This window comes from Nocardia beijingensis NBRC 16342 (assembly GCF_001612785.1).
Lineage (GTDB): Bacteria > Actinomycetota > Actinomycetes > Mycobacteriales > Mycobacteriaceae > Nocardia > Nocardia beijingensis.
This window is the reverse complement of sequence record NZ_BDBC01000031.1, coordinates 197,179-210,843: the sequence shown is the minus strand read 5'-3', so window position 1 is coordinate 210,843 and position 13,665 is coordinate 197,179. Positions and strand designations below refer to the sequence as shown.

Here is a 13,665-nt window from a genome sequence, read left to right as displayed (position 1 = left end):
AGCAGTTGTTCGGCGAGGCCGGATTGACTGCCCCCGAAAACCGTTATCTCGCGGACGGGTTCGTCCGGTTCCTGGGCGAATGCTATGTGCGGCGTGGTGGCTTGCATTGGACGAATCGCCCCGAGTGGGGTCCGTCGCTGTACACCGATTTCGGCCCGGCTGTCCAGGGCGACGACACCCGCAGCATGGTGTCGATCGCGCAAGATCTAACCGACAGTGACGGGCCGAGATTGATCGAATACAACATCGCCGAAGCCGTGCGCGCAACACGGAAATCACGCACTGCGCCCTGACTCGCTCAATGTAAACGGGGGTGGGCGCAGCGGTGCCCGACGAATACGATGCGGTCCGTAGAAGATTGACCAATTATGAGAAAGGGCCGTACTTTGAGCTCGGTAGGGCGCACGAGCTGGGAGAAACGCCAGAAAAAGGATGGGCTCACCAGTTCAGGATAGAAACTGGTCGAGGCGCGCGAATCTTGGATTCGGCCCGAACTCAGGGGAAAGGCGTCCAAGGTGTAGAGCGTAAATTAGGTCGAGTCAACGAGGCAGACGCCCGCCTTCAATTGCGAAAAGATCGAGATGGACTCAATTCCGGCCTGATCACTCGCTCCCGGTGGGAAACGGTGGCCGGTGAAAAGATTCCGGACAAAGTCCGCGAAGACCTTCGGAACATGGCACGTGATTTCGGGGACAAATTCCAGCACGTGATCATTTCCCGCGCTGACGCTCTGCGCGCTATGCAACTCGGCCGATCGCTGGCATCCAAGCAATTGGAACTGATCCGGCCGTACGAGCTGCGACGGGCCGACCGGGCGCGGGAACGGCTGGCGAAGATACGCGAGATTGTGCGGGCGCGGGAGCGAGGCGAAAAATTCCGGAAGGTGCAGCAGTTCCGGGAAGCCGCCGCGCGTGGCCGGGCGGATGCCCCGCATCAGGTCGAACGCGACCGGCAGGCCCGAGCACAGGCAGAGCGAGCCCGGCAAGCACGCCAGACACCGGAAACCGGGCGGGCACGGATCGAACGGGAAGCGGCCGAACGGGTGGCGCAGGAATTCCCGGTACCAAGCCAGTACCGGGAACGCGAAACCGCAAACACCGCAGAACAAGTCGCCCGCGAAGCAGGCGACATCGCCAGCGTCGAGCGCGAAGCAGCCGAGGCACGCGCAGCAGCAGCCGAGAAGGAACGGGAAGCGGCATTCAAGGCGCTGAACGAAGCGAGGAACGCGGCATTCAAGGAGCTGGACGAGAAGGGCCGTCTGTCGGAGGTGGAAAGACTTCTGTGGTTGAGCCAAGCGCAGCACCCACAAGCAGCGGTGCGGCATCCACCCGGCCAAGCCCCGGGCGTTGTACGTGGCGGCACCGGACACGGACAAGACCGCGCAGGCGGAATAACTCGCGACCGGTAGTCATCCGTGCGTGATCGGCCCACCACGTGGTTGGAGTCTTGGTCCGCGTCGTGCGGCTGGCCACGCTTCCGCCGGACGGGCCGACCGGCGGCTTCTTCGACCGCGTCGGGCCGGTCCCGTGGTGAGCCGCCGACGGGACCGGCGTACGGCTCGCTAGGGCAGACCCCCGCCCGGCGCGCATCGAGCGGCGCAACGTGCGGTCAAGGTGGCCCCGCTGCGATGCGTGCCTGGTCAGCGCGCGCCTCCGTTGACATACAGCGTCTGGCCGCTGACGTAGCTCGCCTCGTCGCTGGCGAGGAACGCGATGACCGCCGCGACCTCTTCTGGCTGTCCCACCCGGCCAAGCGGCGTCCGCTCCGCGGCGGCCTTCTGATGGTCTTCGGCCGTCACGCCGACCCGCTGGGCGGTGGCGGCGGTCATGGCGGTGGCGATATAGCCGGGCGCCACCGCGTTCACCGTGATGCCGTAGGGCCCGAGTTCGAGCGCGAGGGTGGCGGTCAACCCCTGGATGCCCGCCTTGGCGGCCGCGTAGTTGGCCTGGCCGCGATTGCCGAGCGCCGATCGGCTCGACAGCGAGACGATCCTGCCGTATCGCTGGGCCACCATGAACGTCTGCGCCACCTGCGCGCAGTGGTAGGCGCCGGTCAGGTTGACCGCGAGCACCGCGTTCCAGTCCTCCTCGGACAGGCGGAAGAACAGGTCGTCGCGCGTGATCCCCGCGTTGTTCACCAGGATCTGCGGGCTGCCCAGGTCTGTGGCGACGCGATCGAAGACGGCCTGCACCGAGCCGCGGTCGGTGACGTCGCAGACGTAACCGTGCGCCACGCCGCCCGCGGCGGTGATCCGCGCGGCGGTCTCCTCCGGCTCGTTGCGGTCCAGCACGGCCACGGCCGCGCCCTCGGCGGCGAGGCGCAGCGCGGTGGCCGCGCCGATGCCCTGAGCCGCGCCGGTGACGACCGCGACGCGGTCGGTGAAGCGGTGCATCGGAAGTTCTCCTGTCAGAACGCGGCGACGCCGGTCAGGGCGCGGCCGATGAGCAGTTTCTGGATCTGGCTCGTGCCCTCGTAGAGGGTCATCACCTTGGCGTCGCGCAGATACTTGCCGACGGGGAATTCATCGATGTAGCCGTAGCCGCCGAACACCTGCACCGCGCGGTCGGCCGCACGGACCGCGGCTTCGGAAGCGAACAGCTTCGCTTTCGACGACGCCAGCGCGAATTCCTCGCCGCGGTCGATGAGATCGGCGACCCGCCACACCAGCAGTCGCGCCGCGTCGACGTCCAGCGCGATGTCGGCGAGCAGTTCCTGCACCAGCTGGTGGGCGGCGATCGGCTTGCCGAACTGTTCCCGCTGGGTGGCGTAGCCGACGGCGGCGTCCAGGCACGCCTGGGCCAGCCCGACGCACCCCGCCGCGACCGACATGCGGCCTTTGGCCAGCGCCGCCATCGCCACGGTGAAGCCTTTGCCTTCGTCGTGCAGGCGAGCACTGTCGGGTACGCGCACCCCGTCGAGCACGAGTTCCGCGGTGGCCTGTCCGCGCAGCCCGAGCTTGCCGTGGATCTCCCGTGCGGCGAAGCCAGGGGAGTCGGTAGGGACCAGGAACGCGCTGATGCCCCGATGGCCTTCGCCGCCGGTACGCGCGAACACCAGCGCCACATCGGCCCAGGTGCCGTTGGTGATGAACATCTTCGTGCCCGACAGCACCCAGTCCGAGCCGTCGCGCACGGCGCGGGTGCGCAGCTGGGCGGCATCGGATCCGGTGCCGGGCTCGGTGAGCCCGAAACAGCCGAGCGCCTCGCCCGCGACCAGCCGCGTGAGCCAGGTCTGCTTCTGCTCCTCGGTGCCGAAATAGTGGATCGACTTGGCGACCAAGCCGAGCGAGACCGAGACGATGCCGCGCACGGAGGAGTCGCCGCGTCCCAATTCCTCCAGGACCAGGCAGTAGGTGAGATGGTCGCCCGCGCTGCCGCCGTACTGCTCGGGGATGGTGAGCCCGAGGAAGCCCAGTTCGCCGAGCCGGGCGACGATCGACCGGTCCACCTGTTCTTCGCGATCCCACCGCGCGGCGTGCGGCGCGATCTCCCGGTCGACGAAATCGGCCGCGAGCTGCCGCGCCGCCGTCTGCTCGCCGGACAGTTCGAGGTTCATGCGCAAGAGGCTAGCGAGAAATAAACTAACGGTGCAAGTTTTTGACAGGAAGCGGCCATTCACCGCGGCACCACTGAGGTGGACTTGCCGGTACGCCGTGAGGGCGAGGTCGTTTCGAGAATGGGAGTTCGACACCGGCCAGGGTGCGGTCGAGCCGACGCCGCGACCGGAGCGGTCTAAGCGGTGACCGCGCCGAATTCCGTCGCCAGCCAGGCGGGGAATTCGGTGAGATCGTCCAGCACCACGTCCGCGCCCGCCGCGCGCAGTTCGTCCGCCGTGCACGGCCCGGTGCTGACGCCGACCGCGAAGACATCCGCCGCGCGTGCGCCGTTCATGTCGCCGACGTGATCGCCGACGAACAGGCTCGCCCCCTGTTCGCGCAGCGTCGCCGCCTTGCCCGCCGACCACAGGTCACCCGCGAGATGGTCGATGCGCCAACCGAGTTCGGCGATGTGCAACTGCGCGAGTGGGGCGTGCTTGCCGGTGACGACGAGCACTCGGCCATTGCGAGCCTCGACGGCCGCCAGCGCGGCTTGCGCGCCCGGCATCGGGGGAATGCTCGAGACGATCGTCGGATAGAGCGCGCGGTAGCGGGTCACCAGCGCCGGAACGAGATCCTCCGGCGCGCCCGCCTCGACGAGCAGGGTGGCCAGCGGCGGGCCGAGTCGATCGGCGAAGGTCGTCCCGCTCAGCGGCAGATCGAATTCGACGCCGAGCAGGTCGATGGCCCGCGCGACGCCCGGCCGCGAGTCGATCAGCGTCATGTCCAGGTCGAAGCCCACGGTCCAGGTCATTTGACCGACCCTAATCGCCCGTGCCGCGGCGTGCCGGTGCGGCTGTTGTGATTCACAACTCGGCCGCGCGAGTGGCGGGATCGCCCGAACTGTGGGTGTGGCCGGGGTGATCCACGTGGAACCGCCGATGCACTCGATGCCGGGTAAGAGACTGTGCCGCTGGGAAATTCGCAGCGAATGCAAACCGGCGTCAGGTGTATCGCGGCGGCGCGGCGCGCTTGGCGTATCCGCTGACCGCGCTGATCTCCCTCCGGCCGATTCCGCGCAGCGCCTCGATCCGCTCCGTGGTGTAGCGGACAGGTCGTCGGCATCGCGACAGACGACGCACACCAGCAGATCGTGCGGGTCGGGTGATGTCGCCGACCAACGCCGCCTCCGGTGACGGACCAGGGTTCCTCTGCGCGCAACACCTACGGCCCCGGACTGTTCTTCGTCGCAGCGTGAGTCAGGGCCGGGTCGGCGGGGCGCTGGGTGCGGTCTCGGCGAGGGTGGAGCGTTTGCGTCCGTATCCGAGGTAGACCGCGATGCCGACCACGACCCACACGCCGAATCGCACCCAGGTCAAAGCATCCAGCGTGGTCGCGAGCAGGAGGCAGCCGATCAGCGCCAGCAGCGGAACCACGGGCACCAGCGGGGTGCGGAACGGGCGTTCGCGCTCGGGCTCCACCCTGCGCAGCACCAGCACGCCGACGCACACCACCGCGAACGCCGACAGCGCGCCGATGTTCACCAGTTCGACCACGATGTCGATCGGCAGCAGGCCCGCGATCACCGCGCCGAGCGCTCCCAGCAGCAAGGTCAGCCGCACCGGGGTGGAGCGTTTGCCCGTGGCCGCGAGGGAGTAGGGCAGCAGCCGGTCGCGGCACATCGCGAACATCAACCGCACCTGCGCGTACACGATCAGCAGCAGGCCCTTCGTCAGCGCGATGATCGAGGCGATCACGATGACGTCGCCGATCCAGCCGATGCGCACCGCGCCGAACGCGGTGGCGATCGGCGCGCTGTTGTTCAGCGTGGCGAACGGCACCATGCCGGTGAGCACGGCGCTGACCAGCGCGTAGAGCACGGTGGCGATGAGCACCGTGCCGATGATGGCGAACGGCACGTCGCGGCGAGGGTTGCGGGCTTCCTCCGCCGACGCGGCGACCACGTCGAAACCGAGGAAGGCGAAGAACGCGATGGCGGCGCCGCCGATGATCCCGCCGACCCCGAACGGCGCGAACGGTGTCCAGTTGTCCACGCTGACGTGCGGGGCGCCGACGGCGATCACCAGCACCAGAACGCCGATGGTCACCGCGACCAGCGCCTTGGTGATGCGCGCGGTGAAGGTCACCTCCCCGACCAGCACCGCGACGACGGCGGCGACGATCAGCAGGGCTGGCAGGTTCACCACGCCGCCTTCGGCGGGTCCCGCGACGAGTGCGTGCGGGACGGTGATACCCAACAGCGAGTCGAGTGCGGACACGGTGGTCGCGGACCAGCCGATCGCCACCGCGGCGCCCGCGATGACGAATTCGAGCAGCAGGTTCCAGCCCACCAGGAACGCGGGCGCTTCGCCGAGGGTCGCGTAGGTGTAGGTGTAGGCGCTGCCGGAGACCGGGACCATCGCCGCGAGCTCGCTGTAGCACAGCGCGACCAGCACGCACACCGTTCCGGCCAGGGCGAACGACAGCACGATGGACGGTCCGGCCTTCTCCGCGGCCGCGACGCCGGTGATGACGAAGATTCCCGCGCCGACGATGGTGCCGACGCCCATGGCGGTGAGATCGAGCCGCCCCAGTCTGCGCGCCAGCGTGGGCGCGCCCGCCTCGGTCGCGGTGTCGGGCAGGCGGCGGCGCCAGCGCCGGGCTGAAGCGGTGGTCATGACTCCCTCGGAATGGTCCGTCGGTCGCGGCCGGTGTGCCGGACCGATAGACCATTCTCGCCGCGTCGCAGCGCGTGGGAATAACTGGGGTGTTGCTCTCAGCTGCTGGATGACGTCGCGAACGGCGTCGACGCGGCGACGCGGGTGGTGCGGTTGGGGTGGCGCCACAGTCCCTTGCGCTCCAGGATCGGCAGCACGCCTTCGCCGAACCAGTACGCCTCTTCCAGGTGCGGGTAGCCGGAGAGGATGAAGTGGGTGATGCCGAGGCGCGCGTATTCGGCCAGCCGTTCGGCGACTTCGGCGTGCGAGCCGACCAGCGCGGTGCCCGCGCCGCCGCGGACCAGGCCGACGCCGGCCCAGAGGTTCGGCGCGATCTCCAGCCGATCGGTGCTGCCGCCGTGCAGTTCCGACATGCGCCGCTGGCCTTCGGATTCGCTGCGGGCCAGATTGGCCTGCACCCGTTCGATGTCGGCGGGGTCGATGCCTGCCAGCAGGCGGTCGGCCTCGGACCAGGCCTGCTCGGAGGTGTCGCGGCTGATCACGTGGATGCGCAGGCCGTAGTCGAGGACGCGGCCGTGGTCGACCGCCAGACGCCGGATCCATTCCAGCTTCCTGCTCACCGCGAGCAGCGGCTCGCCCCAGGTCAGGTAGGTGTCGCTGTAGCGGGCCGCGACCGGGCCCGCCGGTTCGGATGATCCGCCGAAGAACACCGGCGGCACCGGGTCCGGCCGGTTGCTCAGCAGTGCCCGATCGACGCGGATGTGTTCGCCCTCGAAGGTCACCGGCTCGGTGGAGTTCCACAGTTCTCGCACCACGTGCAGGAATTCGCCGGTGCGTGCGTAGCGCTGGGTCTTGTCCAGGAAGTCGCCGTAGGCCTGCTGCTCGTGCGGCTCGCCGCCGGTCACCACATTGAGCAGCAGCCTGCCCTTGGAGTGCCGCTGGAAGGTGGCCGCCATCTGCGCGGCGAGCGTCGGGCTGATCAGGCCGGGACGGAAGGCGACCAGGAACTTCAGCGTCTCGGTGGTTTCGACCATCATTGCGGTGGTCAGCCACGCGTCTTCGCACCACGCGCCGGTGGGGGTGAGGACGGCCTCGAAGCCGTTGTCCTCGGCGGCGGCGCCGATCTGGTTGAGGTATCGCAGGCTGGCCGGGCGATCGCCGGACATGAAGGTGCCGTGCCCGCCCGCGATCAGGCCGCGGGAATCGCCGTAGGTGGGGAGAAACCAGTGGAACGACAGACTCATGCGAGCCAACTCCCTTCCGGGGACCGCGGCCGAGCCACCGCGGTGACCAGCGCGCACGCGAAGCGACCCGAACTGGCGCCGCGGTCGGCACGGGCCCGCGGCGCCCCGGGCAGCGGGACAGATCGGGCGGTGCGCCTTGTGGGCGCGCCGCAGTGATCCATGCTGGGCGCTCGACCGGCCGAGGTCACGATTTGGAACCAGGCCGGTTTTTATTCCGGTGCCGATCCGTGTCACCATTCGGACTAGACGTAACCACGGATAACACGTAATCTGGCCTCAGCACGCACCCTCAGGTGTGCGAGGCGGACGGACGAAACGAGTACCTCAATGACGCGGCATGTCGACGTATTGATCATCGGCGCTGGGCTGTCCGGAATCGGCATGGCCTGCCATCTCACCAAAGAGCGGACCGGACGCAGCTACGCGATCCTGGAACGCAGAAGCGCCATCGGCGGTACCTGGGACCTGTTCCGTTACCCCGGCATCCGCTCCGATTCCGACATGTACACCTTCGGCTACGGCTTCCGCCCGTGGAACGGCACCAAGGTCCTCGCCGACGGCCCGCACATCCGCCAGTACATCGAGGAGACGGCGGCCGAGTACGGCGTCACCGAGCACATCCGGTTCGGCCGCAAGGTCACCACGGCCCGCTGGTCCAGCGAAACGGCCACCTGGACGGTCGAGGCGCTCGACGAGCAGACCGGCCAGACCGAGAGCTACACCAGCGACTTCCTGGTCGGCTGCACCGGCTACTACGACTACGACAACGGCTACCGGCCGACGTTCCCGGGTGAGGAGAACTTCGGCGGGCAGATCGTGCACCCCCAGCACTGGCCCGAAGACCTCGACTACTCCGGCAAGCGGGTGGTGGTGATCGGCTCCGGCGCCACCGCGATCACGCTGATCCCGGCCATGAGCGACACGGCGGCGCACGTCACCATGCTGCAACGCTCGCCGACCTACATCACCGCGCTGCCCGCCGACGACCCGGTGGCGGTGGGGATGAAAGCCGCCAAGGTGCCCGAGAAGCTCGCCTACCGGATCGGCCGGGCGCGCAATATCGCTCTGCAGCGCGCGAGCTTCCAACTCTCCCGCACCAACCCGGAGGCGGCCAAGAAACTGCTGCTGGCCGCCGTGCGCATGCAGGTGGGCCCCGGCATCGACATGCGGCATTTCACGCCGAACTACAAGCCGTGGGACCAGCGGCTGTGCGTGGTGCCCAACGGTGATCTGTTCAAGGTCCTGCGCAGCGGCAAAGCCTCGATCGTCACCGACCGCATCGAGACCTTCACCGAGAACGGCATCCGCCTGGCCTCGGGCGAGGAGCTGCCCGCCGACCTGGTCATCAGCGCCACCGGTCTCAGCGTGCAGATGCTGGGCGGCATGAGCTTGGAGATCGACGGCGAACCGGTGGTCACCCGCGAGCGAGTGGTCTACAAGGGAGCCATGCTCGACGGCGTGCCGAACGCGATGATGGTGCTCGGCTACACCAACGCTTCTTGGACGCTGAAAGCCGACCTGGCCGCCGAATACTTCTGCCGAGTGCTCAACCACATGAAGAAGAACGGCTTCACCCGGGTCGAGGCGGTCGCCACCGACCGCGACCGCGGCGCCGACTCGGTGATGGGCGGTGCGCTGACCTCCGGCTACATCCAGCGCGGTGACGCGGTGATGCCCCGGCAGGGCACCAACGGCCCATGGCAGGTGATCAACAACTACTTCCGCGACCGCAAACTCCTGCGCAAGGGCGCGCTCGAAGACGGGGTGCTGACCTTCGGCCGGACCGAGAAGTCCGCCGTCGCACGGCCGCTGGAAGGGACGCGCAGCGCCTGACCGCTGCCGTGCATCGGACCGCGGCGGGCACGACGAAGTGCCCGCCGCGGTTCGCGTCTGTCCGGCGAACCCGCCGCGCTCTTTTCAAATCTCACCGAAGACAACTATGGACGTGAAATAGCGAATGCTCAACGATCGCTGCACTGCGACGCGATGGCGCGTTGGCGGATGTATCGAGGGAGAGTATGAGCGTGAAAGCGCGCGGCAAGTTTCTGATAGGCGCGATAGTCGCCACAACTGTGGCAATGCTTTCGACCGCTTGCGGTGGCGGTGAAGTCCGCACTTCCGGCGGCGTGCCGGTATTGCGGTACCAAGGCTGGGCCTCGCAGGTCGTCATTCCCGAGCTCGCGGAGGATCTCGGCTTCTTCGAAGGCAAAGTGAAGCTCGAATGGCAGGGAAATACCATCAGCGGTCCGCAGGACATCCAATCGGCCGCGACCGGGCAGGTCGACTTCGGTGGCGCGTTCGGGGGCGCGGTCGCGAAACTGGCGCAGGGTGGTGCACCGATCACCGCGGTGGTGAATTACTACGGGTCCGATGAGAAGACGTTCACCGGATTCTATGTGCCCGAGAACAGTCCGATCAGAACTCCGAAAGATCTGCTGGACAAGAAGATCGGTGTGAACACGCTGGGTGGTCAGTCCGAGGCGGATATCCACACCGCGCTGAAGAAGGTCGGTTTCACCGAGCAGCAGATCAAGTCGGTGCAGCTGGTGGTGTTGCCCCCGCCGAATACCGAGGACGCCGTCCGGCGCGGCCAGGTCGACGTCGCAGCGCTGAGCGGACAGTTCCAGCAGCGTGCGATCGCCAACGGCGGCCTGCGCCCGGTATTCACCGACTACGAGGAGTTCGGCCCGTTCAACGGCGGCCAGTACGTGTTCCGCAACGACTTCATCGCCAAGAACCCCGATAGTGTTCGCGCGTTCGTCGACGGCGTCGCCAAGGCCATCGAGTGGCTGAAGACCACTCCCCGCGATCAGGTGGTCGCGAAGTTCACCGAGATCATCGAGAAGCGGAAGCGTTCGGGCGAGGACGCCTCGTCGGTCAAGTACTGGCTTTCGGTCGGCGTGCCCGCCGTCAACGGCGCGATCGTCGACGCCGACTTCCTGCGCTGGGAGGATTGGTTGCGCGATACCGGCGCCATCACCGGTTCGTTCGAGCCCTCGAAGTTCTACACCAACAAGTACAACTCGCAGGCTCCGAAGTAACGCGTGCGACGGATCGGGCTGCGCTGCGCGGCTGCCTGATCCGTCGTCCCGGTTCGCTCAGGCCGACGCGCGTCCGGGCCAAGGGATGTACACCGGAATGTATCGGGCCATCACCCCGGCGCCGAGCGCCGACACGCCCGCGATGGCGAAGACCGCGACGGCCAGCGGACCGATCGCCGCCAGTCCGCTGATCAGCAACGGCCCCACGAAGAAGCCGCCGTCGTGGGTGAGCCGCCACGCGGCGAGGAACTCGGCACGACAGGCGGCGGGCGCGATATCGGCGCCGATCGTCATGATGACGCCGTTGCCGATCCCGTTGCCGACGCCCATGACGACCGCGGCGACACCGAGGGTGAGTGCCGAATCCGTCAGTGGCACCGCGAAATATCCGAGCGCCAGGATGACCAAGGAAGGCACGGCGATGAATCGTCTGCCGTACCGGTCCATCAAATGCCCGGCAGGGTAGGCGCACAGCACATCAAGGCCCGCCCCGATGCCGAAGATCAGGCTCGCGGTAGCCGCGTCGACGTCCAGATGATCGGCCCACAGCGGCAAAACGGCTTCCCGGGACGAACGCGCCGCACCCATCAGCAACGACCCCGCACCCAGCGTCAGCAACAGCGCGCGATGCGATCGGGCGATCTCGATCAGAGACAGCGGCGGCTGCGGCGTCCCGGCCGCCGAGGTCTGCGGATCCGGCAGCCTGGCCATCAGCCATCCGGCGAGCGCGATGGCGACCAATTGGACGACGAACCCGCCGCGAGTGCCGAAACCGGTGATAGCCGCCGCGCCGAGGAACGGACCGACGAAGAATCCCAGTCGCATGGCTCCGCCGAACAACGACATCGCCCGCGCTCGGCGTTCGAATGGCACGACCTCGGACAGATAGCTCATCCGCGCCAATCCCCAGACCGCGTTCGACAGTCCGACGATCATCAGCCCCAGGCACAGCAGCGGCACCGCGGGGGCGAGCAAGCACAACAGCACCCCGATCGCTCCCGCCGTACTCGCGGTGATGATGGAGATCCGCTCACCGAGCCGGGCTACGACCTGTCCGGCGGGGATGTCGCCGAGTATCTGGCCGAGGCCGACCAGCGCGACGGTCAGTCCCGCTACGGCGGGCGACGCGCCCAGCTCCAGCGCGGTGAGCGCCATGACGGGCGCCGCGGCCCCCATCCCGATCCCGTACGCCGCCGCGGGCACGTAAACGGTGAACAGCAATGGCCGAAGCGAGGGGAGTTCGACCGACGTCCCGTCCTGCCGGTAGGTGGTCACGCGATAACTCGACTATGCGCGGGCAAGAAATGCACCCTTCACAGATCGGATGATGGGATCTTATGGGGCCACTGTACGGATTTCCCTGTCCGCTCCATATTGTGGAAATCGCACTGATTTTATTTCGGCACTCCCGGTTTCGGTGACATCGAGCCGAATTGGCCGGGGTGGAAGCGTCGACTCCCGGCGAGTCACGCGCGTGCCAGGATGATCAGCGGAGTGACGTAATGTTCCACCACGCTGCCGCCGAGTTCGTCCACCGCACGAGCCGCCACGTCGACTTCGGTAGTGCTCCAGTCGCTGAATGTGGTGAACAGGTCGCGAATTTGGTCGGTCCGAAGTTCGATCGTCCAGGAGAATTGCTCGACGTGGGTGGCGGCGAAGTGCCCACTCGCGGTCAGTCGGCTCACCCAAGCCGCGGTGTCGAGTTCGCCGGGACCGGTCCGCGTCGGCGCACCGCCACGTCGTGCCGCGATGTCCGCGACGCGTTCCCGGAACGGAGTCTGGGCCACCGAGGGATCGCCGAAGGCGTTGCGCCACACCGCGAAGTGGCCACCGGGCGCCAAGGCGTGATGGATCTTGGGCAGCACCACCTCGAGATCGAACCAGTGCACCGCCGTCGCGGCGACGGCGAGGTCGAAGGCCGCCGTCGGCAATGGGACGACCTCTGCGCCCGCGACGCGCACATCGGCTTCCGGGCAGCGCAGGCGCAGGCGCTCGGCCAGTGAGCGGCCGGGTTCCACGGCCGTCACCGAGGCTCCTGCTCGCAGCATCGGTTCGGTCGCCAGCCCGGTGCCCGCGCCGAGTTCCAGTACTCGCACGCCATGACGCAGCAACCCGCGATCTGTCAACCGCGACCACAGCGCGTCGGGGTAGGGCGGTCTGGCGCGGTCGTAGATCTCGGCGTGCGTTTCGAAGTGCAGCGGGTCGGCCATTGGAGCCAGCCTAGTGTGGCCCGCTCTCGCGTCAGGAACCCGCGGGATCCGGTGTACGGACGGCGATTTCGCCGCTCAAGGTGTAGTCGCCGGACAGTCGCAGCCCGTCACCGCTCCAGAAGCGGCCCGGGTCGTACCAGTCGGGGCTGCGGTGCTCGGGCAACAGCCCCATCGCCTGGTATGTCGCGGCGACGATCTCGGCGCAGTACGCGTTCTCCACCTCGCGGGCGGTCGATCGGCTCGTCTTCCGGCGGGGGAGACGGGCGCGTCCGCGCAGCCAGCGCCCCGCCAAGCCCGCGGTGGAGGGAAAAGGGGTGCCGTCGAGCCGGGCGATGGCGCGCAGCGCGCTGTCCTCCATCTCCCTGGTCGCGGGCGGGTTCAACTGGCGCAACCATGCCTGCTGACCGTAGCGGTGCGCCCACACCAGCACGGCATCGCGCAGATTGTGCAACTGGGCGCCGCGGTGCGCGGTGCCCGACCACATATCGGGCAGGGATCGTCCCAGCTCCGCGTGCCAGATCAGCGCGGGAAGGTCGTCGATCACGACGGACATGCCGACATGGTTCACCGGACTGTTCGTCGTCATGCGGATCACCCGATCGGCCGTGGAATGGCCACGGAAAAGCCAGATGTCACCCGTCCTGGTGACCTCGACCGCCCGGTCGAGATCGATGCCGGTCCCCGTCATGGTCGTAGCCTATGCGGTATGAGGTGGTGGAAGGCAGTGGGATTGGCGGGTGTGGCCGGGGTGGTTGCCACCGGTGTCGTGGTGGTGCGCGCCGAGCGCCGCCGCCGTGCCTACACCCCGGACCAGGTACGCGAACAACTGCACGCGCGATTCGCCCAGGCGGCATCGGCGGCCGGCGAAACCGGAAGCGCGCAGCCGCAACCCGTGCCGGGTCTCGGCGAACGCGTCCGGCGATTGTTCCGTCGCTGGTCACGACGGGAGAAGTAGAC

General features: G+C 67.9%; 13 protein-coding genes. 5 read left to right on the top strand and 8 right to left on the bottom strand.

The genetic code is table 11. The features are described from left to right. Nucleotides 1-293: hypothetical protein (locus tag NB3_RS35635; protein WP_169810710.1), on the top strand; the 293-nt coding region annotated here is incomplete at its 5' end. Nucleotides 294-325: 32 nt separating this feature from the next. Beyond that, on the top strand, nt 326-1,408 hold the full coding sequence (locus NB3_RS35145) for a hypothetical protein (protein WP_157111871.1): 1,083 nt from the start codon (nt 326-328) through the stop codon (nt 1,406-1,408). A gap of 231 nt (nt 1,409-1,639) precedes the next feature. Here the strand turns inward: NB3_RS35145 and fabG are convergent, their stop codons facing one another. The 5 genes from fabG to NB3_RS19355 all read right to left on the bottom strand — a co-directional run bounded on the left by fabG (nt 1,640) and on the right by NB3_RS19355 (nt 7,457). Continuing rightward, entirely contained in the window at nt 1,640-2,392 is a 753-nt protein-coding gene (fabG, locus tag NB3_RS19375) for a 3-oxoacyl-ACP reductase FabG (protein WP_067805133.1), read from the bottom strand. Between the two features lie 14 nt (nt 2,393-2,406). Then, nucleotides 2,407-3,555 (bottom strand): acyl-CoA dehydrogenase family protein, encoded by a 1,149-nt coding sequence (locus NB3_RS19370; RefSeq protein ID WP_067805131.1) that lies wholly within the window; start codon nt 3,553-3,555, stop codon nt 2,407-2,409. A 176-nt stretch (nt 3,556-3,731) separates the two neighbouring features. Next, nucleotides 3,732-4,349, bottom strand: a complete 618-nt coding sequence (locus NB3_RS19365) for an HAD family hydrolase (RefSeq protein ID WP_067805127.1) — start codon at nt 4,347-4,349, stop codon at nt 3,732-3,734. Between the two features lie 445 nt (nt 4,350-4,794). After that, a complete protein-coding gene (locus tag NB3_RS19360) occupies nt 4,795-6,213 on the bottom strand; it encodes an APC family permease (protein ID WP_067805124.1) in 1,419 nt (472 codons plus the stop codon). A gap of 98 nt (nt 6,214-6,311) precedes the next feature. Beyond that, complete coding sequence (locus NB3_RS19355) at nt 6,312-7,457, bottom strand: LLM class flavin-dependent oxidoreductase (protein WP_067805121.1); 1,146 nt, start codon at nt 7,455-7,457, stop codon at nt 6,312-6,314. Nucleotides 7,458-7,784: 327 nt separating this feature from the next. On the opposite strand from NB3_RS19355, the gene NB3_RS19350 reads away from it, so the two are divergent. After that, nucleotides 7,785-9,290, top strand: a complete 1,506-nt coding sequence (locus tag NB3_RS19350; protein ID WP_067805118.1) for a flavin-containing monooxygenase — start codon at nt 7,785-7,787, stop codon at nt 9,288-9,290. A gap of 245 nt (nt 9,291-9,535) precedes the next feature. Then, nucleotides 9,536-10,498, top strand: coding sequence for an ABC transporter substrate-binding protein (locus NB3_RS19345; protein WP_244891970.1), 963 nt, complete (start codon nt 9,536-9,538; stop codon nt 10,496-10,498). Between the two features lie 57 nt (nt 10,499-10,555). On the opposite strand, the gene NB3_RS19340 is transcribed toward NB3_RS19345, so the two are convergent. From NB3_RS19340 to NB3_RS19330, 3 genes are all read right to left on the bottom strand, one after another. Next, on the bottom strand, nt 10,556-11,773 hold the full coding sequence (locus NB3_RS19340) for an MFS transporter (RefSeq protein ID WP_067805112.1): 1,218 nt from the start codon (nt 11,771-11,773) through the stop codon (nt 10,556-10,558). A 191-nt stretch (nt 11,774-11,964) separates the two neighbouring features. Continuing rightward, the gene (locus NB3_RS19335) at nt 11,965-12,708 is read right to left on the bottom strand and encodes a class I SAM-dependent methyltransferase (RefSeq protein WP_067805109.1); all 744 of its coding nucleotides are present in this window, start codon (nt 12,706-12,708) and stop codon (nt 11,965-11,967) included. 31 nt (nt 12,709-12,739) lie between these two features. Then, nucleotides 12,740-13,396, bottom strand: a complete 657-nt coding sequence (locus NB3_RS19330) for a hypothetical protein (RefSeq protein WP_067805108.1) — start codon at nt 13,394-13,396, stop codon at nt 12,740-12,742. Nucleotides 13,397-13,414: 18 nt separating this feature from the next. Here NB3_RS19330 and NB3_RS19325 point away from each other — a divergent pair, with 18 nt between their 5' ends. Continuing rightward, nucleotides 13,415-13,663 (top strand): hypothetical protein, encoded by a 249-nt coding sequence (locus NB3_RS19325; RefSeq protein ID WP_067805105.1) that lies wholly within the window; start codon nt 13,415-13,417, stop codon nt 13,661-13,663. Nucleotides 13,664-13,665 lie beyond the last annotated feature (2 nt).

Coding starts and splice junctions, on each gene's coding strand:
- NB3_RS19370 (WP_067805131.1), bottom strand. CDS start 3,555: ATGAACCTCGAACTGTCCGGCGAGCAGACGGCGGCGCGGCAGCTCGCG.
- NB3_RS19350 (WP_067805118.1), top strand. CDS start 7,785: ATGACGCGGCATGTCGACGTATTGATCATCGGCGCTGGGCTGTCCGGA.
- NB3_RS19335 (WP_067805109.1), bottom strand. CDS start 12,708: ATGGCCGACCCGCTGCACTTCGAAACGCACGCCGAGATCTACGACCGC.
- NB3_RS19355 (WP_067805121.1), bottom strand. CDS start 7,457: ATGAGTCTGTCGTTCCACTGGTTTCTCCCCACCTACGGCGATTCCCGC.
- NB3_RS19330 (WP_067805108.1), bottom strand. CDS start 13,396: ATGACGGGGACCGGCATCGATCTCGACCGGGCGGTCGAGGTCACCAGG.
- fabG (WP_067805133.1), bottom strand. CDS start 2,392: ATGCACCGCTTCACCGACCGCGTCGCGGTCGTCACCGGCGCGGCTCAG.
- NB3_RS19360 (WP_067805124.1), bottom strand. CDS start 6,213: ATGACCACCGCTTCAGCCCGGCGCTGGCGCCGCCGCCTGCCCGACACC.
- NB3_RS19365 (WP_067805127.1), bottom strand. CDS start 4,349: ATGACCTGGACCGTGGGCTTCGACCTGGACATGACGCTGATCGACTCG.
- NB3_RS19325 (WP_067805105.1), top strand. CDS start 13,415: ATGAGGTGGTGGAAGGCAGTGGGATTGGCGGGTGTGGCCGGGGTGGTT.
- NB3_RS19345 (WP_244891970.1), top strand. CDS start 9,536: ATGCTTTCGACCGCTTGCGGTGGCGGTGAAGTCCGCACTTCCGGCGGC.